This window comes from Inquilinus sp. OTU3971, assembly GCF_038440215.1.
Window position 1 is genome coordinate 1 of sequence record NZ_JASATH010000151.1, and the last position, 20495, is coordinate 20495.

General features: G+C 68.8%; 19 protein-coding genes. 11 read left to right on the forward strand and 8 right to left on the reverse strand.

The features are described from left to right. Positions 1 to 221 precede the first annotated feature (221 nt). From AAHM41_RS29230 to AAHM41_RS29240, 3 genes are read right to left on the reverse strand one after another with little or no spacing between them, the layout of a single operon-like run. Entirely contained in the window at positions 222 to 1541 is a 1320-nt protein-coding gene (locus AAHM41_RS29230; protein WP_342240142.1) for an amino acid deaminase, read from the reverse strand. A gap of 13 nt (positions 1542 to 1554) precedes the next feature. Continuing rightward, a complete protein-coding gene (locus AAHM41_RS29235; protein ID WP_342240143.1) occupies positions 1555 to 2622 on the reverse strand; it encodes an ABC transporter ATP-binding protein in 1068 nt (355 codons plus the stop codon). Between the two features lie 3 nt (positions 2623 to 2625). After that, the gene (locus tag AAHM41_RS29240) at positions 2626 to 3423 is read right to left on the reverse strand and encodes an SDR family oxidoreductase (protein ID WP_342240144.1); all 798 of its coding nucleotides are present in this window, start codon (positions 3421 to 3423) and stop codon (positions 2626 to 2628) included. Between the two features lie 316 nt (positions 3424 to 3739). Between AAHM41_RS29240 and AAHM41_RS29245 the strand changes: the two genes are divergently transcribed. The 4 genes from AAHM41_RS29245 to AAHM41_RS29260 all read left to right on the forward strand — a co-directional run bounded on the left by AAHM41_RS29245 (position 3740) and on the right by AAHM41_RS29260 (position 7273). Beyond that, positions 3740 to 4978, forward strand: a complete 1239-nt coding sequence (locus tag AAHM41_RS29245) for an ABC transporter substrate-binding protein (RefSeq protein ID WP_342240145.1) — start codon at positions 3740 to 3742, stop codon at positions 4976 to 4978. 192 nt (positions 4979 to 5170) lie between these two features. After that, positions 5171 to 6061 carry a carbohydrate ABC transporter permease gene (locus tag AAHM41_RS29250; RefSeq protein ID WP_342240146.1) on the forward strand — a complete coding sequence of 297 codons (891 nt, stop codon included), beginning with the start codon at positions 5171 to 5173 and terminating at the stop codon, positions 6059 to 6061. Beyond that, positions 6054 to 6875 (forward strand): carbohydrate ABC transporter permease, encoded by an 822-nt coding sequence (locus tag AAHM41_RS29255; RefSeq protein WP_342240147.1) that lies wholly within the window; start codon positions 6054 to 6056, stop codon positions 6873 to 6875. The genes AAHM41_RS29250 and AAHM41_RS29255 overlap by 8 nt, the downstream gene beginning before the upstream one ends. A gap of 8 nt (positions 6876 to 6883) precedes the next feature. Further along, positions 6884 to 7273, forward strand: a complete 390-nt coding sequence (locus AAHM41_RS29260) for a RidA family protein (protein ID WP_342240148.1) — start codon at positions 6884 to 6886, stop codon at positions 7271 to 7273. 156 nt (positions 7274 to 7429) lie between these two features. Here AAHM41_RS29260 and AAHM41_RS29265 read toward each other — a convergent pair whose 3' ends face one another. The 3 genes from AAHM41_RS29265 to AAHM41_RS29275 form a co-directional block, all read right to left on the reverse strand. Further along, positions 7430 to 8290 (reverse strand): TauD/TfdA dioxygenase family protein, encoded by an 861-nt coding sequence (locus tag AAHM41_RS29265; protein WP_342240149.1) that lies wholly within the window; start codon positions 8288 to 8290, stop codon positions 7430 to 7432. 53 nt (positions 8291 to 8343) lie between these two features. Next, entirely contained in the window at positions 8344 to 9174 is an 831-nt protein-coding gene (locus tag AAHM41_RS29270) for an isocitrate lyase/PEP mutase family protein (protein WP_342240150.1), read from the reverse strand. A 63-nt stretch (positions 9175 to 9237) separates the two neighbouring features. Beyond that, positions 9238 to 10107 carry an NmrA family NAD(P)-binding protein gene (locus AAHM41_RS29275; protein ID WP_342240151.1) on the reverse strand — a complete coding sequence of 290 codons (870 nt, stop codon included), beginning with the start codon at positions 10105 to 10107 and terminating at the stop codon, positions 9238 to 9240. A 104-nt stretch (positions 10108 to 10211) separates the two neighbouring features. Between AAHM41_RS29275 and AAHM41_RS29280 the strand changes: the two genes are divergently transcribed. Beyond that, positions 10212 to 11099: a LysR family transcriptional regulator gene (locus tag AAHM41_RS29280; RefSeq protein WP_342240152.1), complete on the forward strand. Its 888-nt coding sequence runs from the start codon at positions 10212 to 10214 to the stop codon at positions 11097 to 11099. Here the strand turns inward: AAHM41_RS29280 and AAHM41_RS29285 are convergent. Then, positions 11096 to 12652: a D-aminopeptidase gene (locus AAHM41_RS29285; protein ID WP_342240153.1), complete on the reverse strand. Its 1557-nt coding sequence runs from the start codon at positions 12650 to 12652 to the stop codon at positions 11096 to 11098. The genes AAHM41_RS29280 and AAHM41_RS29285 overlap by 4 nt on opposite strands. Before the next feature lie 119 nt (positions 12653 to 12771). Here AAHM41_RS29285 and AAHM41_RS29290 point away from each other — a divergent pair, with 119 nt between their 5' ends. After that, the gene (locus AAHM41_RS29290; RefSeq protein ID WP_342240154.1) at positions 12772 to 13914 is read left to right on the forward strand and encodes an alpha-hydroxy acid oxidase; all 1143 of its coding nucleotides are present in this window, start codon (positions 12772 to 12774) and stop codon (positions 13912 to 13914) included. A gap of 48 nt (positions 13915 to 13962) precedes the next feature. On the opposite strand, the gene AAHM41_RS29295 is transcribed toward AAHM41_RS29290, so the two are convergent. Then, complete coding sequence (locus tag AAHM41_RS29295) at positions 13963 to 15276, reverse strand: MFS transporter (RefSeq protein WP_342240155.1); 1314 nt, start codon at positions 15274 to 15276, stop codon at positions 13963 to 13965. 272 nt (positions 15277 to 15548) lie between these two features. On the opposite strand from AAHM41_RS29295, the gene cyoA reads away from it, so the two are divergent. From cyoA to AAHM41_RS29320, 5 genes are all read left to right on the forward strand, one after another. Then, the gene (cyoA, locus tag AAHM41_RS29300) at positions 15549 to 16640 is read left to right on the forward strand and encodes a ubiquinol oxidase subunit II (RefSeq protein ID WP_446719494.1); all 1092 of its coding nucleotides are present in this window, start codon (positions 15549 to 15551) and stop codon (positions 16638 to 16640) included. 99 nt (positions 16641 to 16739) lie between these two features. Then, positions 16740 to 18752: a cytochrome o ubiquinol oxidase subunit I gene (gene cyoB, locus AAHM41_RS29305; protein WP_342240157.1), complete on the forward strand. Its 2013-nt coding sequence runs from the start codon at positions 16740 to 16742 to the stop codon at positions 18750 to 18752. Beyond that, a complete protein-coding gene (cyoC, locus tag AAHM41_RS29310) occupies positions 18752 to 19378 on the forward strand; it encodes a cytochrome o ubiquinol oxidase subunit III (protein ID WP_342240158.1) in 627 nt (208 codons plus the stop codon). Before cyoB ends, cyoC begins: the two co-directional genes overlap by 1 nt. Continuing rightward, positions 19375 to 19758 carry a cytochrome o ubiquinol oxidase subunit IV gene (cyoD, locus tag AAHM41_RS29315; RefSeq protein ID WP_342240159.1) on the forward strand — a complete coding sequence of 128 codons (384 nt, stop codon included), beginning with the start codon at positions 19375 to 19377 and terminating at the stop codon, positions 19756 to 19758. Before cyoC ends, cyoD begins: the two co-directional genes overlap by 4 nt. Beyond that, positions 19755 to 20495: SURF1 family protein (locus tag AAHM41_RS29320; RefSeq protein ID WP_342240160.1), on the forward strand; the 741-nt coding region annotated here is incomplete at its 3' end. The genes cyoD and AAHM41_RS29320, both read left to right, overlap by 4 nt.

Genomic DNA, 20495 nt, shown 5'->3' on the forward strand with positions numbered 1-20495 from the left:
CCGCGGGAGGGGGTAGGGGGAGGGGGCTGTCGATGACGGACTGGGGCGTTGAGCATCCAAGATCGTTGCCGAATTGGGCGCTGTTCGGCATCGGTTTCGACTGCGCCAAACCCCTCCCCCTACCCCCTCCCGCAAGGGGAGGGGGAGAGTGAAAACGCCAGCAAGCGCTCTTCTGCGATCCCCTTGTGACCAAGGGAAAAAGGAGGGCGACGAGCCGCGCATCAGAAGAACGTCCGGATGGCGCCCGAGACGCGGTAGTCGTCCTCCACCACCATCATCACCTGCCATTTGTCGAAGGTGGTGCAGGGGTGGGAGATGCCGCAGCAGACCAGGTCGCCGACCTGCGGGTCGAAACCCTCCGGCAGCTTCAGATAGGCGTGCTGGTCGTTCATCGAGGTGAGCACGGCGCCGGCCGGCACCGGCTGCGACGCGGCGGCGCCGGCGGGGCGCCACAGGGTCGGGATCGGCAGCTCGATGTCGTAGGACACGTCGCGCTTGCCCATGGTCAGCAGCGCCAGCCCCGGCTCCGGCCGCGACTGCACCATCGACCAGACCTCCAGCGCCGGCGCCAGGTCGCCGTGCCGGCGCCAGTCGGCCGGAATGCGGCGGACGACATGCTGGAACAGCCGGGTGTACTGGCCGGAATCATGGGTCAGGTAGCAGCCGCTGCGCACCACCACCCGGGTCGGGCGCGACAGCCGGACCTCGGCGAGCCTGCGGGCGACGATGTCGTAATAGGCCGAGCCGCCGGCGCTCAGCAGCACCGGGGTGTCGGCCGGCAGGGCGGCGAACAGCCCGGCGCGGTCGATCTCCGCCGCCAGCGCCGCCAGCCGGTCGAGGAAGCCGGCGACGGCGATCTCGTCCGCCGCCGCGTCCCTGGTGACGACCAGCCCCTCATAGCCCTCGACGCCGCGCAGGGCGAGACCAGGAGCGTCCGCCGCGGCGCGGGCTACCTCCAGCGCCTCGGCGGCGGTCCGGCAGCCGGTGCGGCCCCCGGCCATGCCGAGCTCGACCAGGAGCCCCAGCGGGCGCTGCGGCGGCGTCGCCCGGGCGGCCTCGGCCAGCCGGCGCACCCCGGCGACGGAATCGACCAGGCAGAACGCCTCCAGCGCCGGGTCGGCGGCCAGCGCCGCCAGCACCGAGCGCATCGCCGCGGCGTCGACCAGCTGGTTGGCGACCAGGATCCGCTTCACCCCGAAGCGGCGGCACACCTCGAACTGCTGGGCGGTGGCGACGGTGATGCCCCAGGAGCCGTTGGCGAGCTGCAGGTCGAACAGCTGCGGGCTCATCGTGGTCTTGCCGTGCGGCGCCAGGGCGACGCCGGTCTCGGCCAGGATGTCGCGCATCCAGCGGACGTTGCGCTCCAGCACCGACCGCTTCAGCAGCGCCTGCGGGAAGGGCAGGTCGCCGGACAGCGCGTTCCAGCCCTGGTCGCCGATGCTGCGGAACGGGATCGGCTCGAGGTCGGGCGGCAGGCCCTTGCTGGCGCCGTCGACGGGTGAGTCGAGGATCGGGTCGAGGGCGAGGACGGACGCCTGCATGACGGGGCTTCCTTCAGATGCGGCGGCCGGAGGCCGCGTCGAACAGATGGGCGTGGGCGGCGAGGGGGGCGAGCGGCACCACGTCGCCCGGCGCCACCGGCCGGCGGCCATGCATCACCGCGGCGATGCGGGTGCCGGCCAGGGTGCCGTAGAGATGGATCTCGGCGCCGGTGGGCTCCACGAGATCGATGGTCACCGGCACGCCGCCCTGGCCGTCGGCCAGGGTGAAATGCTCCGGCCGCACGCCCAGCAGCACCGGCTGGTCGTCCTCGGCCGCGCGGTCGGGGGCGGGCAGGCGGGTGCCATCCTCGGCCTCCACCACCGGCCCCCCGGCGCCGCGGCGGTAGCGGCCGGGCAGGAAGCTCATGGCCGGCGAGCCGAGGAAGCCGGCGACGAAGATGTTGGCCGGCAGGTCGTAGAGATCCAGCGGCTTGCCCTGCTGCTCGATCCGGCCGGCGTTCATCACCACGATCCGGTCGGCCAGCGTCATCGCCTCGATCTGGTCGTGGGTGACGTAGACGATGGTGGTGCCGAGGCGGCGGTGCAGCGCCTTGATCTCGGTGCGCATCTGCACCCGCAGCTTGGCGTCGAGGTTCGACAGCGGCTCGTCGAACAGGAACACGGCTGGGTCGCGCACGATCGCCCTTCCCATGGCGACGCGCTGGCGCTGGCCGCCGGACAGCTGGCGCGGCAGCCGCTCGAGATAGTCGAACAGGTTGAGGATGCCGGCGGCCTTGCCGACCTTGGCCTCGATCTCCGGCTTCGGCTCGCCGCGCAGCCGGGGGCCATAGGCGATGTTCTGCCGGGCGGTCATGTGCGGGTACAGGGCGTAGGACTGGAACACCATGGCGATGTTGCGCTTCTGCGGCGGCACCTCGTTGGCGCGGGTCCCGCCGATCGAAAGCTCGCCGCCGGAGATCGTCTCCAGCCCCGCGATCATGCGCAGCAAAGTGGACTTGCCGCAGCCGGACGGCCCGACCAGGACGACGAACTCGCCATCGGCGATATCGAGGTCGATCGCATGGACCACCTGCGCCTCGCCGTAGCGCTTCACCACCCCGTCCAACCGCACCGTCGCCATGGGTCAGAACTCCTCGAGCGTCAGCTCCGCGGCCATCACCCGGTTGCCGGCGGTCAGGCCGCCATCGACCGGCAGCATGGCGCCGGTGATGAAGCCGGCCAGCTCGTCCGAGGCCAGGAAGGCGACCGCCTTGGCGATGTCGCTTGGCTCGGCCACGCGCTGCAGCGGGTACCATTTGCGCAGGGACTCGAAGATCTCCGGCTTCCTGTCGACCCGCGCCTGCCAGATCGGCGTGCGCACCGTGCCGGGGCAGATCACGTTGGCGCGGATGCCGAAGGGCCCGTACTCCACCGCCAGCGCGCGGGTGTAGCTGATCAGCCCGGCCTTGGCGGCGCTGTAGGCCGGGTGGCCCAGCGCCTGCAGCCCGTTGACGCTGCTGATGTTGACGATGCTGCCGCGGCGCCGTTCCTTCATCCCGTCGATCACCGCGGCGACGACGTGATAGGGGCCGTTCAGGTTCAGCTCGACATCGCCGGCCCAGGTCTCGGCCGTGGTCGTGGCCAGGCTGCCGCCGCCATTGCCGCCGCCGGCATTGTTGACCACGATGTCGACCGGGCCGGTGCGGGCGACCGCGGCCTCGATCGCGGCGCGGGTGGCGGCGGCATCGCACAGGTCGGCCGGCGCGGCGGCGGCCTTGGTGCCGGCTTCGGCCAGCTTGGCGACCCGGGCGTCGAGCACCGCGGCGTCGCGGTCGGACAGGATCAGCGTCGCGCCGGCCTGGGCGAAAAGGTCGACGATCGCCCCGCCGATGCCGCCGAGCGCCCCGGTGACGAGAACGGTCTGGTCCGTAAAGCGCGTCATGGCTGTGTTTCCCGGCAGGGGACGAGAGGCTGAGGCCCGATGGTAGCTCAATGTTTGAAACTTACAAGACAACCATTGCACGTGTGCAGTGCAGCATCGACGCCGAGCCCCGAATTGTCCGAAGATTAAGCATTGCTGCGGGATAGCGGAAGGATCGGCGGCCGATCGCCACTTCCGAATTGCGTCCTCCCGAGTATTGTAAGAGAGTTACATCCAGGGCGGTTCCGGCAAAAAGCCGGGCGCGGCCGTCCCCCGGTTCTCCCGGTTCCAATTGCGGCTCGCGCGGCCTGGCGCCGCCGAAACAGGAGGTCATTCCATGCAGCATGCGTTCCGGTCCGTGCTCCTCGGCGCGGGCGCCTCGATCCTGGCGGCCCTGGCCGCGGCACCGGCCGTCGCCGCCGAGGTGCGGGTGACGGTGGCGGAGTACAGCTCCAAGACCGGGCCCTATTTCGAGGAGGCGGCGAAGGCCTTCGAGGCCGCCAACCCCGGCACCGACATCAAGATCGAGGTGGTGCCCTGGGACGTGCTGCAGCAGAAGCTGACCACCGACATCTCCGGCAACGCCAATGCCGACCTCGCCATCATCGGCACGCGCTGGCTGGTGGATTTCGTGCAGCAGGGCGTGGTCGCGCCGCTCGACGGCTACATGACCGACGACTTCAGGGCGCGCTTCATCCCGACCTTCTTCGCCCCCGGCGTGCTGGACGGCAAGACCTACGGCCTGCCGATCGCCTCCTCGGCCCGCGCCATGTACTACAACAAGGAGATCTTCGAGAAGACGGGCCTCTCCGCTCCGCCGGCGACGTGGGACGAGCTGGTCGAGGACGCGAAGAAGATCAAGGCGCTCGGCCTCAAGGACACCTACGCCTTCGGCCTGCAGGGCAAGGAGATCGAGACCGACGTCTATTTCTACTACGCGATGTGGAGCTTCGGCGGCGACATCGTGGTCGACGGCAAGAGCGGGTTGGACAGCGAGGCCGCGGTCAAGGCGGCGACGCTGTATAAGCAGCTGATCGACGAAGGGCTGACCGAGCCGGGCGTCACCGCCTACAATCGCGAGGACGTGCAGAACCTGTTCAAGCAGGGCCGCATCGGCATGATGTTCACGGCGCCGTTCCTGGCCAGCCAGATCAAGGCCGAGGCGCCGAACCTGAAATACGGCGTGGCGCCGGTGCCGAAGGGCACCACCCAGGCAACCTACGCGGTCACCGACTCGATCGTGCTGTTCGACAACTCCAAGGTGAAGGACGAGGCCTGGAAGTTCCTGGACTTCCTGTTCCAGAACGACTGGCGCGAGAAGTTCACGGTCAATGAGGGCTTCCTGACCGAGAACCAGGCGGTGGCCAAGCTGCCGTATTTCACCGACGACCCGAACCTCAAGGTCTTCACCGCCATGCTGCCGAGCGCCAAGTTCGCGCCGACCATCGCCGGGTGGGAGGAGATCGCCGACGCCACCGGCCGGGCGCTGCAGAAGATCTATCTCGGCGAAGCCAAGCCCGAAGAGGCCCTGAAGGCCGCCGCCGAGCAGGCCAACGGGGTGCTGGGCGCGAAGTAGGACAGAGGCCCGGCTCTCTGAAACCTCCCCCTCCCCTTGCGGGAGGGGGGCAGGGGGAGGGGGCTGCCGCCGCCCGAACTGCCGGCGATATCCTTCGATCACCGAACCGGGACCATGCCTGACAGCCGGTCTGCTGCCCAAACCCCTCCCCCCGCCCCCCTCCCGCAAGGGGAGGGGGAGGGCGCGTTGCGCATGGCCCAGCCCCTGGCCGCGCGTCCCGGCCTGACGCCGATCCTGCTGATCCTGCCGAGCTTCCTGCTGGCGGCCTTCATCATCGCCTATCCGGTGTGGGATCTGCTGACGGTCGCCTCGCACCAGGTCAACCGCTTCGGCCAGCTGCGCGACTTCACCGGCCTGGCCAATCTCGACAGTGTCCTGGCCGACCCGCTGTTCCTGGACAGCCTGTGGCGGACCCTGGTCTGGACCGCCGCGGTGGTGGCCGGCACCGTCCTGGTCTCGGTGCCGGTGGCGCTGATCCTGAACACCGACTTCTACGGCCGCGGCATCGCCCGGGTGATCGTGATGCTGCCCTGGTCGGTGTCGCTGACCATGATGGCGATCGTCTGGCGCTGGGCCCTGAACGGCGAATCCGGCCTGCTGAACCTGACGCTGCAGGATCTCGGCCTGATCGACCGGAAGGTGGTGTGGCTGGCCTCGGCCGCCACCGCCTTCCCGGTCCAGATCCTGATCGGCATCCTGGTGTCGGTCCCGTTCACGGTGACGATCTTCCTCGGCGGCCTGTCGTCGATCCCGAGCGACATCTACGAGGCGGCGTCGACCGACGGCGCCTCGTCCTGGCAGCGCTTCCGCACCCTGACGCTGCCGCTGATGCGGCCTTTCATCAACATGGCGGTGGTGCTGAACATCATCTACGTCTTCAACTCCTTCCCGATCATCTGGGTGCTGACCGGGGGCGGGCCGTCGGATTCGACGCAGATCCTGGTCACCTACCTGTACAAGCTGGCCTTCCAGCTGGGAAAGATGGGCGAAGCGGCGTCGATCTCGCTGATCATGTTCGCGATCCTGCTGGTCTTTACCCTGATCTATCTGCGCATGGCGATGAAGGGCGAGCGCGATGCTTAAGAAGAGCATCCTCTGCTGGCTGGCGCTGTCGCCGCTGATCGTGGTGGTGCTGTTCCCCTTCGCGGTGATGATCGCGACCGCGCTGAAGCCGGGGGCGGAGGTGCTGTCCGCCGACCCGTCCTGGCTGCCCAGCCGGATCGCCTGGGAGAACTTCGTCACCATGTGGCAGGCGACCGGTTTCGGCACGGCGCTGCTGAACAGCCTCTACGCCTCCACCCTGGCGACGCTGCTGGCGCTGGCGGTCAGCATCCCCGCCGCCTACGCCATGTCGCGCTACCGCTTCCCGGGGCAGGGCCTGTACCGCGACTTCCTGCTGATCACCCAGATGCTGTCGCCGATCGTGCTGGTGATCGGCCTGTTCCGCCTGGTCGCCTGGCTCGGCCTCGTCGGCTCGGTCGATTCGCTGGTGCTGGTCTATGCCGGCTTCAACATCGCCTTCGCCGTCTGGATGCTGCAGAGCTATTTCGCCACCATCCCCTTGGACCTGGAGGAGGCGGCGTGGCTGGAGGGCGCGTCGCGCTTCCGCACCGTGATCCGCGTGTTCCTGCCGCTGGCGGCGCCGGCGATGGTGGTGACGGCGATCTTCACCTTCATCAACGCCTGGAACGAATTCGCCGTCGCCCTCAGCCTCTTGCGCGCGCCGGAGACGCACACTTTGCCGATCAAGATTTTCTCCCTCGTCGCCGGCCGCTATACGATCGAGTGGCATCACGTCATGGCCGCGACGTTCCTGGCGACGATCCCCGTCGCCATCGTCTTCGCCTGGCTGCAGCGCTATCTGGTGCGCGGCCTGGCGCTCGGCGCCGTCAAATAGGAAGCATCATGAGCAAGCGCGAGCATTTCGGAACCACCGTCACCGGCGCCGGCGGGCAGAAGCTGCCCTTCTCCAAGGCCGTGCGGGCCGGCGACTATGTCTATGTCTCGGGCCAGGTGCCGTTCGACGAGACCGGCGTGGTCGTGGCCGGCGGCATCGAGATCCAGACCCACCAGACCATGAGGAACGTCCAGGCGGCGCTGGAACTGGCCGGCTGCACGCTGGACGACGTGATCAAGGTCACGGCCTGGCTGGACGACACCCGCGACTTCGCCGCTTTCAACCGCACCTATGACAGCTACTTCACCGGCGACCGTCCGGCGCGGTCCTGCGTCCGCGCCGACATGATGATCGACTGCAAGGTCGAGATCGAGGCGATCGCGTATAAGCCGCTTTGAGATCCACTCTCCCGCCCTTTCCCGTCATGGCGAGGCGCGCAGCGCCGTGGCTATCCAGAAATCGAGCCGCTGGATGGCCACGCCCCTTCGGGGCTCGCCATGACGGAATAAACGAAGACGCCTCGCCATTCGGAGCGTTCGTTCTTCGACGAGTCCCTAAGCCCGCGGCACCGCGGGGACCGGCCGTTCGCCCTGCACCATGGTGCGGTACAGCAGCCGGTCCTGGCCGTCATAGTCGTTGACGGCGTAGTGCAGGGTGCAGCGGTTGTCCCAGATCGCCAGGTCGTGCGCCGTCCAGCGCAGCCGGCAGGTGAATTCCGGCCGGACCGCATGGGCGTAGATGAAGTCGAGCAGCGGCTTGCTCTCCTCCACCGTCATGCCGGCGAAGCGGATGGTGTAGATCGAATTGATGAACAGCGCCTTGCGGCCGGTGCCGGGATGCACCCGCACCACGGGGTGGGCGACCTCGCGGTCCGCCTCCGGCCGGTTGCGCTCGATGCCGATGGAGCGGGAGACGGCGACGTTCCCGGGCACGCCGCCGGTGCCGTAGGGCTTGCCGGCATGCATGGCGTCGAGGCCGTCCAGCACCGCCTTCAGCCCGTCGGACAGCGCGTCATAGGCGGCGTACATGTTGGCGAACAGCGTGTCGCCGCCATGGCTCGGCACGTGGCTGGCATAGAGCAGCGATGCCATCGGCGGCTGGTCGAGGAAGCTGAAATCCGAATGCCAGGCGTTGCCGAAGGTGCTGACCTTGCGCTCATCGGCCGATTTCTTCACGGCGACGATGTCCGGATGCTCGTCCATATGCTTGATGTAGGGCGCGCGGCTGACCGGCCCGAAGCGGCGGGTCAGCGCCACCAGGTCCTCCGGCGCAGGGTCGAGCCCGTGCAGATGGATCACCAGATGATCGTCCAGGGCCTGGCGGATCGCGGCGAAGAGCGTGTCGTCGACCGGGCCGGCGAGGTCGATGTCGGCGCCGAGCGACCCGGCCATCGGCCGGATGTCGAGGCTGGTCATGGCGGCAGTATAGGCACCAGATCCGGCGGGCCGGAAGGCGCCGCGCGCCGCGGTCAGGACTGGCCGAACAGGGCGTTGATCTCCTTGTGCGGCACCGCGTCGTCGGCATAGCCGAAGCTGCCCTGGTCCTTGATCTCGCGGGCGGCGCGCAGGAAGCCGCCCAGCGCGGCCCGGGCCAGCGACCCGCCGACGCTGATCCGCTTGACGCCCATCTCGCCCAGCTCTGCCACGGTGAAGCGGGCGCCGACCAGCCCCATCACCACATTCACCGGCCTGTCGACCGCCTGCGCCACCGCCTCGATCTCCTCCTGCGTCGCCAGGCCGGGGGCGTAGAGCACGTCGGCGCCGGCCTCCTGGAAGGCCTGCAGCCGGCGGATCGTGTCGGCCAGGTCGCGGCGGCCGTGCAGGAAGTTCTCGGCCCGGGCGGTCAAGGTGAAGGGGAAGGGCAGGGACCGCGCCGCCGCCACCGCCGCGCGCACCCGCTCCACCGCTTGGTCGAAGCCGTAGATCGGGTCGTCGTCGCGGCCGGTGGCGTCCTCGATCGAGCCGCCGACCAGCCCGACCGCGGCGGCCTGGCGGATGCTCTCCGCCGCCGCCTCGGGGGCGTCGCCGAAGCCGTTCTCCAGATCGGCGGAGACCGGCAGGCCGGTGGCCTCGACGATGGCCCGGGCATTGGCCAGGGTCTCGTCCCGGCTGACGTTCAAGGCGCCGTCGCTGCGGCCGAGGGTGAAGGCGAAGCCGGCGCTGGTGGTCGCCAGCGCCTCGAAGCCGAGCCCGGCCAGCAGCTTGGCGCTGCCGGCATCCCACGGATTCGGGATCACGAAGATGCCCGGTCGCGCATGCAGGCGCTGAAAGGCGAGGGCCTTTTCGGTCTGGCTGGGCATAGGATTCTCCCGATTGGCTTGGACTCTATTGTTCCTTTTTTGTTCTTGTCGAGTCAAGGTACCTCAGCACCCGGACGCCAGCTCTTCGATATAAGCGCGTAGCGAGCGAGGTTCGCGGCCGAGGACGGCACGGGCCACCAGGCTGTTGCCCGGCTGGCCATGGGCCGCGTAATGGGCGAAGACCTTTTCCAGCAGCGCCAGCTGCCGCGAATCATAGGGCGGCCGGGCCGCCGCCACCCAGTCGGCGAAGCTGGGTTCGCCGGCAGCGACCGGGCGGCCCAGCGCCGCGCTCATCAGGCCCGCGATCTCCTCGCGGTCCGGCAGGCCGTCGGCGCAGAGCTCGAAGCTGCCATAGGCCAGACGGTCGCCGGTCAGGGCGATCGCCGCGGCCTCGGCCACGTCGCGGTAATCGACCCGCGCCACCCTGGCCGTCTTCGGGAAGGGCTCGGCGAAGACGCCGGTGGCCAGCACGCCGGGCCAGGCGGCGCCGATGTTCTGCATCAGGTTGGTTGGCTGCAGGATCGTGTACTGCATTCCGGAGCCGTATAGCGCCGCTTCGACCGGGATCTTGCTGGCATGGTTGGCCAGCGCCGTGTTGGTCGCCTGGATCACCGAGGAGAAGGCGAAGCGCCAGACCCCGGCCTGCCGTGCCGCTTCGACCATGGCGACGCCGAGATCGGCCTCGTCCGGAGCGAAGGCCGGCCCGATGTGGAACACGCTGTCGACCCCGCGCAGCGCGGCGTCGAGGCTGGCCCGGTTGCGCAGGTCGCCGAAGGCGATCTCGGCCGCCCCGCCGGCCCGGGCGATGGCGGCTTTGGCGTCGTCGCGCACCAGGCCGCGGACGATGACGCCGCGGCGGGCCAGCTCGGACACCACCAGCCCGGCGAAGCGGCCGGCGGCGCCGACGACGAGGATGGGAGAGGATGGGCTCATGGGGTGTCTCCAGGCGGATGCTGGAGACTGATCTTAGTCAAACCGGTTTCCGTGAGAATGGACGAGAATCGTGATACATTCTCTCGAAGATCGAGAGGTTATCCATGGACCGGCTGGACGATCTCGCCGCCTTCGTCGCCGTGGTCGAGGCCGGCGGGCTGAGCGCCGCGGCGCGCGACCTCCGCCGGTCGCTGCAATCCGTCAGCCGGTCGCTGGCGACGCTGGAGCAGGGGCTGGGTGTGGCGCTGGTGCAGCGGACGACGCGGCGGTCGACGCCGACCGATGCCGGGCTCGCCTTCTACCGCCGGGTGAAGCCGGCCCTGGCGGAGATCCTGGAGGCGCGGGCCGAGGCGGCTGAGCGCCGGGCCGAACCGTCCGGTCTGCTGCGGATCAGCGCCTCGGTGCTGTTCACGCCGGCGCATCTGGTGCCGGTGGTGGCCAGCTTCATGCGGCGACACCCGCGGATCGAGGTGGAGCTGAAGCTCTCCGACCGCTTCGTCGACCTGGCGGATGGCGCGATCGACCTGGCGGTGCGGATCGGCGACCTGCCGGATTCCGCGCTCAAGGCCCGGCGGCTCGGCGCGCTGCGGCGGGTGGCGTTCGGCGCCCCGGACTATTTCGACCGGCACGGCCGGCCGCATCATCCGGACGAGCTGGCCGGGCATCAATGCGTCGTCCGTACGGCCGAGGGCGAGGCCTGGCCGTTCCGGGTCGGCGGCCGCACCCGCACCGTCCGGGTCAACGGCCGATTCCGGGCCGACAACACCGCGGCGACCTATGCCGCGGTGGCGGAAGGGCTCGGCATCGGCTTCACGCCGCTCTGGCAGATCCGCGACCTGGTCGACCGCGGCTCGGTGGAGCCGATCCTGACCGAGTACGAGGTGCCGAAGGTGCCGATCCACGCGGTCTGGCCGGCCACGCGGCTGCCGCCGGCCAAGACCCGCCTGTTCGTCGATTTCCTGGCCGAGACCCTGGACCTGAAACGCCTCTAGCCGGCCCGCCCATAACGCAACCGCCGGGCCAGCCAGCAGCCGACCTCGACGTCCTTCACCCGGCCCGCGCCGTCGCGGCGGAAGGCCAGGGTCCAGTCGCCCGGCGGGGTGTGGTCCAGCGCCCGCGGGCAGGGCAGGGTCCAGAGATCCGGCCCGACCGGGTCGAGCAGCTCCATCCGGCCCTGGCCGAGGAAGCCGGAGAAGCCGCCATACAGCGCGCCGCCGGCATCGACCACCTCCAGCTCGGCGTCCAGCTCGTCGCAGCGGTAGCGGCCGGACAGGTCGGTGGCGGACTCGCCGCTGCAGGGGATGAGGCGCGAGCTCTGGTTCTCCTGCGGCCGGTCCAGCCACAGCCCGTCCGCCGCGGGTCGCAGCCGGGTGCGGCCGCTGCCGGCGCTGCCGTCCGGCTGCAGGTCCAGCTTCTCCGCCGAATGGCCGAAGCGCAGCCGCACCCGGCCGTCGACCATGTCGGCGCGCGCGCTCAGGCCGGTCTCCGGCTCGATGTAATGGCCGAGCCAGTCCGGCACCGGCAGGTCGGCGGCCGGCTTGGCGCGCTCTTCGCCCAGCACCGCGGCCAGCAGGTCCAGCGCCGCGGCGTTGGCGTCGGACAGGTGGTTGAACAGGACGACGACCGAGACGCGCTCCGACGGCACATGCAGGCGATGGCTGCGCCAGCCGCGCAGCGCGCCGCCATGGCCGGTGAGGGGGCGGCCGAACTCGGTCGTCCGGCCCAAGCCGAAGCCGTAGGGCGCGGCGGCCCCGTTCGAGAAGGTCACCGGCGCCGACAGGCGGCTGTACAGGGCCTCGGGATCGTCGCGGATGGCGTCGATATGGCGCTCCCAGGCGATCATGTCGTCCAGGCTGGCGCCCAGCCCGGCATCGCCGGTCCACAGCACCCGGTTCTCGGCGGCGCGGAAGCCGCCGGCCTGGGTGCCTTCGTAGCCCTCCGTGCCATCCGGCATGGCGCGGGTATCGGCGGCCAGGAAGGCGCTGCCCATGCCGGTGCGGTCGAAGATGCGGCTGCGCAGCAACTCGCCGAAGCCTCGGCCGGTGCGGGCCTCGAGGATGTCGGAGAGCAGCCGGAAGTTCTGGTTGACGTAGGAGTAGCGGCTGCCCGGCGCGAAGTGCAGCGACCGGGTGCCGGCGATCACGCGCCCGGCCTCGCGGTCGCCGAAGGGCGATTCGGCCGGCGCGCCATGCAGCATCGCCACGGCCCAATAGTCGCGCAGGCCGGACTGGTTGTGGCAGAGGTGCAGCGCCCCCGGCGCCTCGCCCTCCAGCCGCGGCAGGCGGGCGCGGACATCGCCGTCCAGCACCGTCGGGTCGGGGAAGGCGTCCAGCACCAGGCCGCAGGTGAACTGCTTGGTGACCGAGCACATCCGGAACAGCGACTGCGGCGTGAACGGGATGCGCCGCTCGGCATTGGCCCAGCCCCAGGCGTGGCGGGCGAGGATCTCGCCGTCCCGCAGCACGGCGGCAGCGCCGCCAGGGCCGGGGAAGCTGCGGGGGAGGGCGGCGAGGGCGCGGTCGAGGCGCGAGAGAGCGGTCGTCATGATGGCCGCCACCCTGGCGCCCCGGCCGGGATGTGTAAAGATGGCGGCGGCGGGAATTGCGGGTGACAGCCGCCTTCATGCGATTTATCAGACATAAACCCTGCCCAAGAAGAACATCCATGCCGACGATCACCAACATCCAGGACCTGCGAGCGCTGGCGGCCCGGCGCATCCCGCGCGCGATCTTCGACTATGCCGACCGCGGCTCCTATGACGAGGTGACGCTGCGCGCCAACCGGGCGGATTTGGCCGCGATCGGCCTGCGCCAGCGGGTGATGATCGACGTCGACAAGCGCTCGGTGGCGACCAAGATCCTGGGCGAGGACGTGACGATGCCGCTGGCGATCGCGCCGACCGGCCTGACCGGCCTGTTCCACGGCGACGGCGAGATCCTCGGCGCCCGGGCGGCGCAGGCCTTCGGCATCCCGTTCTGCCTGTCGACCATGTCGATCTGCTCGATCGAGGATGTGCGTGGCGCGGTGAAGAAGCCGTTCTGGTTCCAGCTCTACGTCATGCGCGACCGCGGCTTCTCGCAGTCGCTGATCGAGCGCGCCAAGGCGGCGCAATGTTCGGCCCTGGTGCTGACGCTCGACCTGCAGATCCAGGGCCAGCGCCACCGCGACCTGAAGAACGGCCTGGCCGTACCGCCGCGCCTCACCTTCATGAACGCGCTCGACATCGCCACCAAGCCGGCCTGGGCGATGAAGGTGCTGTTCGGCAAGCGCCGCAGCTTCGGCAACCTGGAGGGCCGGGTGGGCGGGGCGGACAGCCTGACCACCCTGGCGCAATGGACCGCCAGCCAGTTCGACGCCTCGTTGAGCTGGAAGGACGTCGAATGGGTGCGCAGCATCTGGCCCGGCAAGCTGATCCTGAAGGGCGTGCTGGACGAGGAGGACGCGAAGATCGCGGCCTCGACCGGCGCCGACGCGGTCGTGGTCTCCAACCATGGCGGCCGGCAGCTGGACGGCGCCCGGTCCTCGATCTCGGCCTTGCCGGGCATCGTCCAGGCGATCGGCGACAAGACCGAGATCCTGTTCGACGGCGGCGTGCAGTCCGGCCAGGACATCCTGAAGGCGGTGGCGCTCGGCGCCCGCGGCTGCCTGATGGGCAAGGCCTTCCTCTACGGCCTGGCGGCGATGGGCGAGGCCGGCGTGACCAAGGCGCTGGAGATCATGCGCAAGGAGCTGGACATCAGCATGGCGCTGACCGGCACCGGCGACATCCGCAAGGTGGATCGCAGCAGCCTGGTGCTGCGGTCCTAGAACGGCAGCCCGCAACCGGCACAGACGGCCGGCTGCGGGTGGATCGTGTCAGTTCCCCCTCAGCTCCAGTTCCTTGTTGACCCGCAGCGCCGCGAGGGTGCAGACGGCGCCGGACAGGAGATAGGCGCCGACCAGGGCCAGGCCGAACTGGCTGGCCAGGGCCAGCGCCACCAGCGGGGCGAAGCCGGCGCCGATCATCCAGGCCAGGTCCGAGGTCAGGGCCGAGGCGGTGTAGCGCTGGTGGTTCGGGAAGTTCGACGCCACCGCGCCGGCCGCCTGGCCGAAGGACAGGCCGAGCAGGCCGAAGCCGAGGATGACGAAGGCCGACCGTGCCGTCGACCCGCCGCCCAGCAGCAGCGGCGTGACGAAGCTGAAGATCGCGATCAGCACCGCGCAGGCCGCCAGCAGCGTGCGCCGGCCGGTGCGGTCGGCGATCAATCCCGAGACGACGATCATCACCGTGCCGAGGATGGCGCCGACGAACTCGGTCATCAGGAAATTGCCCGGGTTGTGGTCGGTGTAGAGCGTCACCCAGCTCAGCGGGAACACCGTCACCAGGTGGAACAGGGCGAAGGTGGCCAGCGGCACGAAGGCCCCGACCAGGATGTTGTGGCCCTGGTGCTTCAGCGTCTCGGGCACGCTCAGCGCCTCGAGGTCCTTGCTCTCATACAGCCGCTCGAACTGCTCGGTCACCACCAGGCGCAGCCGGGCGAACAGGGCGACCACGTTGATCGCGAAGGCGACGAAGAACGGGTAGCGCCAGCCCCAGTCGACGAAATCCGGGGTCGAGAGATTGACCAGGAAGAAGGCGAACAGCGCGCTGGCCAGCATGAAGCCGAGCGGCGCCCCGAGCTGCGGCATCATCGCGTACCAGCCGCGCCGGTTCTGCGGCGCGTTCAGCGCCAGCAGCGAGGCCAAGCCGTCCCAGGCGCCGCCCAGGGCCAGCCCCTGGCCGATGCGGCACAGCGCCAAGAGGGCGATCGCGGCGGGGCCGATATCGGCGGTGCCGGGCAGGAAGGCCATCGCCGCGGTCGAGCCGCCGAGCAGGAACATCGCCACGGTCAGCTTGACGCTGCGGCCGTGCCGCCGGTCGATCTCCATGAACAGGACCGACCCGAACGGGCGGGCGACGAAGGCCAGGGCGAAGATGGCGAAGGAATAGAGCATCGCGTCCAGCGGCGTCGCCTGCGGGAAGAAGAACCGCGGGAACACGAGCACCGAGGCGATGGCGTAGACGAAGAAGTCGAAGAATTCCGCGGTCCGGCCGATCACGACGCCGATCGCGATCTCGCCGGGGGGGACACCTGCGCGGTGCCGTGGCGCGGCGGTCGGGGACCCGAGTTCTCGACTGACAGTGGCCATAAAGGGTTCCTCCTGGGGCTGGGCCGGGCCGAGATGCCGCTGTTTTTTCTTTTGAGTATGGCCCAGGATTTCGGTGCGTCAAATCGTGCCGAGCGAGGCAGAGCGGCGCCAAGGCCCCGCCGGAATCGCCAAGGACCCTGCCGTCAACCCCGGTGCGACGATGTTGCACTGCAACCATCGGGCATCTGGTAGGACAAACTGTCCTCTGTTTATTCACGTTGCGCTTCGGTAATGCAGCCCCGCCCTTCGTTCTCTCTCTGTCAGGCAACGGCATGCCCATCAAAGCCTTAGGCCGCCTCGCTGCGCTTCCGACCCTGGTCCTCCTGGGCGGGTGCAACATGGTGGTCATGCAGCCCTCCGGCGATATTGCGGTGCAGCAGCGGGACCTGATCGTGGTCTCCACGATCCTGATGCTGCTGATCATCGTGCCGGTGATCGCGCTGACGCTGTTCTTTGCCTGGAAGTACCGCCAGTCGAACAAGGACGCCGCCTATGACCCCGACTGGCACCATTCGACTCAGCTCGAGGTGGTGATCTGGTCCGCCCCGCTGGTCATCATCATCGCGCTGGGCGCCCTGACCTGGATCAGCACCCACACGCTCGACCCCTACCGGCCGCTGGAGCGCATCGACTCGGAGCGCACCGTGGCGGCCGATGTGAAGCCGCTGACGGTCGAGGTCGTGGCGCTCGACTGGAAGTGGCTGTTCCTCTACCCGGAGCAGGGCATCGCCACGGTGAACGAGCTGGCGGCGCCGGTCGACGTGCCGATCCAGTTCAAGATCACCTCGGCCACGGTGATGAACTCCTTCTACGTGCCGGCGCTGGCGGGGCAGATCTACGCCATGGCCGGGATGGAGACGAAGCTGCACGCCGTGATCAACGCGCCCGGCGAGTATGAGGGCTTCTCCGCCAACTACAGCGGCGCCGGCTTCTCCGGCATGCGCTTCACCTTCCACGGCCTCGCCGCCGGCGATTTCGACGCCTGGGTGCAGAAGGTCAAGGCCGAGGGCGGCAGCCTGAGCCGGGAGGAGTACCTGGCGCTGGAGCGCCCGAGCGAGCGCGAGCCGGTGCGCCACTACGGCACCGTGGCCCCGGACCTCTACGGCGCCATCCTCAACATGTGCGTCGACCGCTCGAAGATGTGCATGAACGAGATGATGAGCATCGATGCCCGCGGCGGCGGCGGCAAGGCCGGCATCGACAACGTCATGGCGCTGAACCACGACAAGGACGTCCGCCGCGGCGCCGGCCCGGTCCGCAGCTATGTCGCGGCGATCTGCACCACCGACGGCGACATGGCCGACAGCCGGCTGCCGGAGGGGATCCTGTTCAGCCGCGCGACGGAGTCCCGCCGCGTCGAGTGAGGACCGTCTTGATGCCCGCCAGCCTGTCCCGCGCGGCGGAACCGACACTTCTGCGGAGGCCGCCCCAAGCGGCGGCCTCCGGAACGACAGAGTAGCCCGATGTTCTCAAACCTAGATCTCCAGACGCTGGTCTTCGGCAAGCTGACATGGGCAGCGCTGCCGTTCCACGAGCCGATCCTGGTCGTCACCTTCATCGCGGTGGCGCTCGGCGGCATCGCGGTGCTCGGCGCCATCACCTATTTCCGCCTGTGGGGCTATCTCTGGCACGAGTGGTTCACCAGCATCGACCACAAGAAGATCGGGATCATGTACGTGATCCTGGCGCTGGTCATGCTGCTGCGCGGCTTCGCCGACGCGATCATGATGCGGGCGCAGCAGGCGATCGCCTTCGGCGCCAATGAGGGCTACTTGCCGCCGCATCACTACGACCAGATCTTCACCGCCCACGGCGTGATCATGATCTTCTTCATGGCCATGCCTTTCGTCACCGGGCTGATGAACTTCGTGGTGCCGCTGCAGATCGGCGCCCGCGACGTGGCCTTCCCGTTCCTGAACAATTTCAGCTTCTGGATGACCACCGCCGGCGCGGTGGTGGTGATGATCTCGCTGTTCATCGGCGAGTTCGCCAAGACCGGCTGGCTGGCCTATCCGCCGCTGTCCGGCATCGCCTACAGCCCGGATGTCGGCGTCGACTATTACATCTGGGGGCTGCAGGTCGCCGGCATCGGAACGCTGTTATCCGGCGTCAATCTGGTCGCCACCATCGTCAAGATGCGGGCGCCGGGCATGAAGATGATGCAGATGCCGGTCTTCACCTGGACCGCGCTGTGCACCAACGTCCTGATCGTCGCCGCCTTCCCGGTGCTGACCGCCGTCCTCGCCCTGCTGTCGCTCGACCGCTATGTCGGGACGAACTTCTTCACCAACGACTTCGGCGGCAGCCCGATGATGTATGTGAACCTGATCTGGATCTGGGGGCATCCGGAGGTCTACATCCTCATCCTGCCGGCCTTCGGCATCTTCTCCGAGGTCGTGTCGACCTTCTGCGGCAAGCGCCTGTTCGGCTACACCTCGATGGTCTACGCCACGGTGGTGATCACCATCCTGTCGTATCTGGTGTGGCTGCATCACTTCTTCACGATGGGCTCCGGCGCCAGCGTGAACTCGTTCTTCGGCATCACCACGATGATCATCTCGATCCCGACCGGGGCGAAGATGTTCAACTGGCTGTTCACCATGTATCGCGGCCGCATCCGGTTCGAGGTGCCGATGCTGTGGACGATCGGCTTCATGGTGACCTTCGTCATCGGCGGCATGACCGGCGTGCTGCTGGCGGTGCCGCCGGCCGATTTCGTGCTGCACAACAGCCTGTTCCTGATCGCCCATTTCCACAACGTCATCATCGGCGGCGTGGTGTTCGGGGCCTTCGCCGGCCTGACCTACTGGTTCCCCAAGGCCTTCGGCTTCAAGCTCGACCCGTTCTGGGGCAAGATGTCGTTCTGGTTCTGGCTGACCGGCTTCTACTTCGCCTTCATGCCGCTCTACGTGCTGGGCCTGATGGGCGTGACCCGGCGGATGAACCATTTCGACGATTCGTCGCTGCAGATCTGGTTCGTCATCGCCGCCTTCGGCGCGGTGCTGGTGGCGCTCGGCATCCTGTCCTTCCTGATCCAGCTGGTGGTCAGCTTCAGGCGGCGCGAGCAGCTGCGCGACCTGACCGGCGACCCGTGGAACGCCCGCACCCTGGAATGGTCGACCTCGTCGCCGCCGCCTGACTACAACTTCGCCTTCACCCCGCTGGTGCACGATCACGACGCCTGGTGGGACATGAAGAAGCGTGGCTATGTCCGGCCGCTGGCGGGGTTCAAGGCGATCCACATGCCGAAGAACACCGGCACCGGCGTCATCCTGGCCGGGATCAGTGTCGCCTTCGCCTTCGCCATGGTCTGGCACATCTGGTGGCTGGCGGCCCTGAGCTTCGTCGCCATGCTGGTCGTGGCGATCGGGCACACCTTCAACTACAAGCGCGACTATCACATCCCGGCCGAAATCGTGACCAAGGTCGAGGATGAGCGCAGCCGCGTGCTGGCCCGGGCGGGAGCCGTTTCGTGATGACGCCACCACTCGATCAGACCGTGAACGGCGAGGCCCGGTTCCACGTCGGGGAGGAGCACGAGCATTCGGGCGGCAGCACGATGCTCGGCTTCTGGATCTACCTGATGAGCGACTGCCTGATCTTCGCAGTCCTCTTCGCCTGCTACGGCGTGCTCGGCCGCAGCTACGCGGCCGGCCCGTCCGGCGCCGACCTGTTCGACCTGCCGCTGGTGGCGCTCAACACCTCGATGCTGCTCTTGTCCTCCATCACCTGCGGCTTCGCCATGCTGGAGATGGAGCGCAACCGCAAGGGCGCGACCCTGGCCTGGCTGGTGGTCACGGCGCTGTTCGGCGTCGCCTTCGTCGGCCTCGAGCTCTACGAGTTCGCCCATCTGATCCATGAAGGGGCGGGGCCGCAGCGCAGCGCCTTCCTGTCGTCCTTCTTCACTCTGGTCGGGACGCACGGGCTGCACGTCACCGTCGGCATCGTCTGGATGATCACGATGATGGTCCAGGTCGCCCAGCACGGGCTGATCCCGGACAACAAGCGGCGGCTGATGTGCCTCAGCCTGTTCTGGCACTTCCTGGACGTCGTCTGGATCGGCGTCTTCACCTTCGTCTACCTGATGGGGACTCTCCCGTGAGCGCGCCCTCCCACGCCCACCACGACGACCACCACCATGGCGACGCCAGCGGCCACGGCACGCTGAAGGGCTATGTCACCGGCTTCGTGCTGGCGGTGATCCTGACCGCGATCCCGTTCTGGCTGGTCATGGGCGACGTGCTGGGCGAGTCCCAGACCACGGCGCTGGCGATCATGGCGCTCGCGGTGGTCCAGATCATCGTGCACATGGTCTATTTCCTGCACATGAACACCAAGTCGGAGGGCGGCTGGACCATGCTGGCCCTGATCTTCACCGTGGTGCTGGTGGTGATCACGCTCTCCGGCTCGCTGTGGGTGATGTACCATCTCAACCACAACATGATGCCGGTCTCCGCCCACGACATGCGCAACATGCCGTGACCGAGCCCGAGGCTCACCGGCCTCGGTCCACCGCCACCTTGATCATTCTGGGGGTGGCGGCGCTGGCGGTGTTCCTCGGCCTGATCGCGCTCGGTGTCTGGCAGGTCGAACGGCGGGCCTGGAAGCTCGACCTGATCGCCCGGGTCGACCAGCGGGTCGCGGCCGAGGCCGTCGCGCCGCCGGGACCGTCCGGCTGGGCCAGGGTCGATGCGGACCAGGACGAGTACCGGCATGTCCGCGTCTCCGGCCGCTTCCTCAACGACCGCGAGGCGCAGGTCGTGGCGTCGACCGTGAAGGGCAGCGGCTATTGGGTGCTGACCCCGCTGCAGACGGAAGGCGGCACGGTGGTCCTGGTCAACCGCGGCTTCGTGCCGACCGAGAACCGCGACCCGGCGACAAGGGCGGCGGGGCAGGTCGAAGGGCCTGTGACGGTCACCGGCCTCCTGCGCATCACCGAACCGAAGGGCGGGTTCCTGCGCTCGAACGCGCCGTCGGAAGAGCGCTGGTATTCCCGCGATGTCGCCGCCATCGCCGCCGCCCGCGGGCTGACGAATGTCGCGCCCTATTTCATCGACGCCGACGCCACGCCCAATCCGGGCGGCCTGCCGATCGGCGGGCTGACGGTGATCGCCTTTCCGAACAGCCACCTGGTCTATGCCCTCACCTGGTTCGGCCTGGCGGCGCTGCTGGCCCTCGGCGTGGGCTACGCCGTGCGGTCGGAACGCGCCCGGCGCGTT

Excerpts from the sequence above, each read along its gene's own strand:
- AAHM41_RS29230 (WP_342240142.1), bottom strand. The coding sequence starts at position 1,541 with ATGCAGGCGTCCGTCCTCGCCCTCGACCCGATCCTCGACTCACCCGTC.
- AAHM41_RS29235 (WP_342240143.1), bottom strand. The coding sequence starts at position 2,622 with ATGGCGACGGTGCGGTTGGACGGGGTGGTGAAGCGCTACGGCGAGGCG.
- AAHM41_RS29240 (WP_342240144.1), bottom strand. The coding sequence starts at position 3,423 with ATGACGCGCTTTACGGACCAGACCGTTCTCGTCACCGGGGCGCTCGGC.
- AAHM41_RS29245 (WP_342240145.1), top strand. The coding sequence starts at position 3,740 with ATGCAGCATGCGTTCCGGTCCGTGCTCCTCGGCGCGGGCGCCTCGATC.
- AAHM41_RS29250 (WP_342240146.1), top strand. The coding sequence starts at position 5,171 with ATGGCCCAGCCCCTGGCCGCGCGTCCCGGCCTGACGCCGATCCTGCTG.
- AAHM41_RS29255 (WP_342240147.1), top strand. The coding sequence starts at position 6,054 with ATGCTTAAGAAGAGCATCCTCTGCTGGCTGGCGCTGTCGCCGCTGATC.
- AAHM41_RS29260 (WP_342240148.1), top strand. The coding sequence starts at position 6,884 with ATGAGCAAGCGCGAGCATTTCGGAACCACCGTCACCGGCGCCGGCGGG.
- AAHM41_RS29265 (WP_342240149.1), bottom strand. The coding sequence starts at position 8,290 with ATGACCAGCCTCGACATCCGGCCGATGGCCGGGTCGCTCGGCGCCGAC.
- AAHM41_RS29270 (WP_342240150.1), bottom strand. The coding sequence starts at position 9,174 with ATGCCCAGCCAGACCGAAAAGGCCCTCGCCTTTCAGCGCCTGCATGCG.
- AAHM41_RS29275 (WP_342240151.1), bottom strand. The coding sequence starts at position 10,107 with ATGAGCCCATCCTCTCCCATCCTCGTCGTCGGCGCCGCCGGCCGCTTC.
- AAHM41_RS29280 (WP_342240152.1), top strand. The coding sequence starts at position 10,212 with ATGGACCGGCTGGACGATCTCGCCGCCTTCGTCGCCGTGGTCGAGGCC.
- AAHM41_RS29285 (WP_342240153.1), bottom strand. The coding sequence starts at position 12,652 with ATGACGACCGCTCTCTCGCGCCTCGACCGCGCCCTCGCCGCCCTCCCC.
- AAHM41_RS29290 (WP_342240154.1), top strand. The coding sequence starts at position 12,772 with ATGCCGACGATCACCAACATCCAGGACCTGCGAGCGCTGGCGGCCCGG.
- AAHM41_RS29295 (WP_342240155.1), bottom strand. The coding sequence starts at position 15,276 with ATGGCCACTGTCAGTCGAGAACTCGGGTCCCCGACCGCCGCGCCACGG.
- cyoA (WP_446719494.1), top strand. The coding sequence starts at position 15,549 with ATGCCCATCAAAGCCTTAGGCCGCCTCGCTGCGCTTCCGACCCTGGTC.
- cyoB (WP_342240157.1), top strand. The coding sequence starts at position 16,740 with ATGTTCTCAAACCTAGATCTCCAGACGCTGGTCTTCGGCAAGCTGACA.
- cyoC (WP_342240158.1), top strand. The coding sequence starts at position 18,752 with ATGACGCCACCACTCGATCAGACCGTGAACGGCGAGGCCCGGTTCCAC.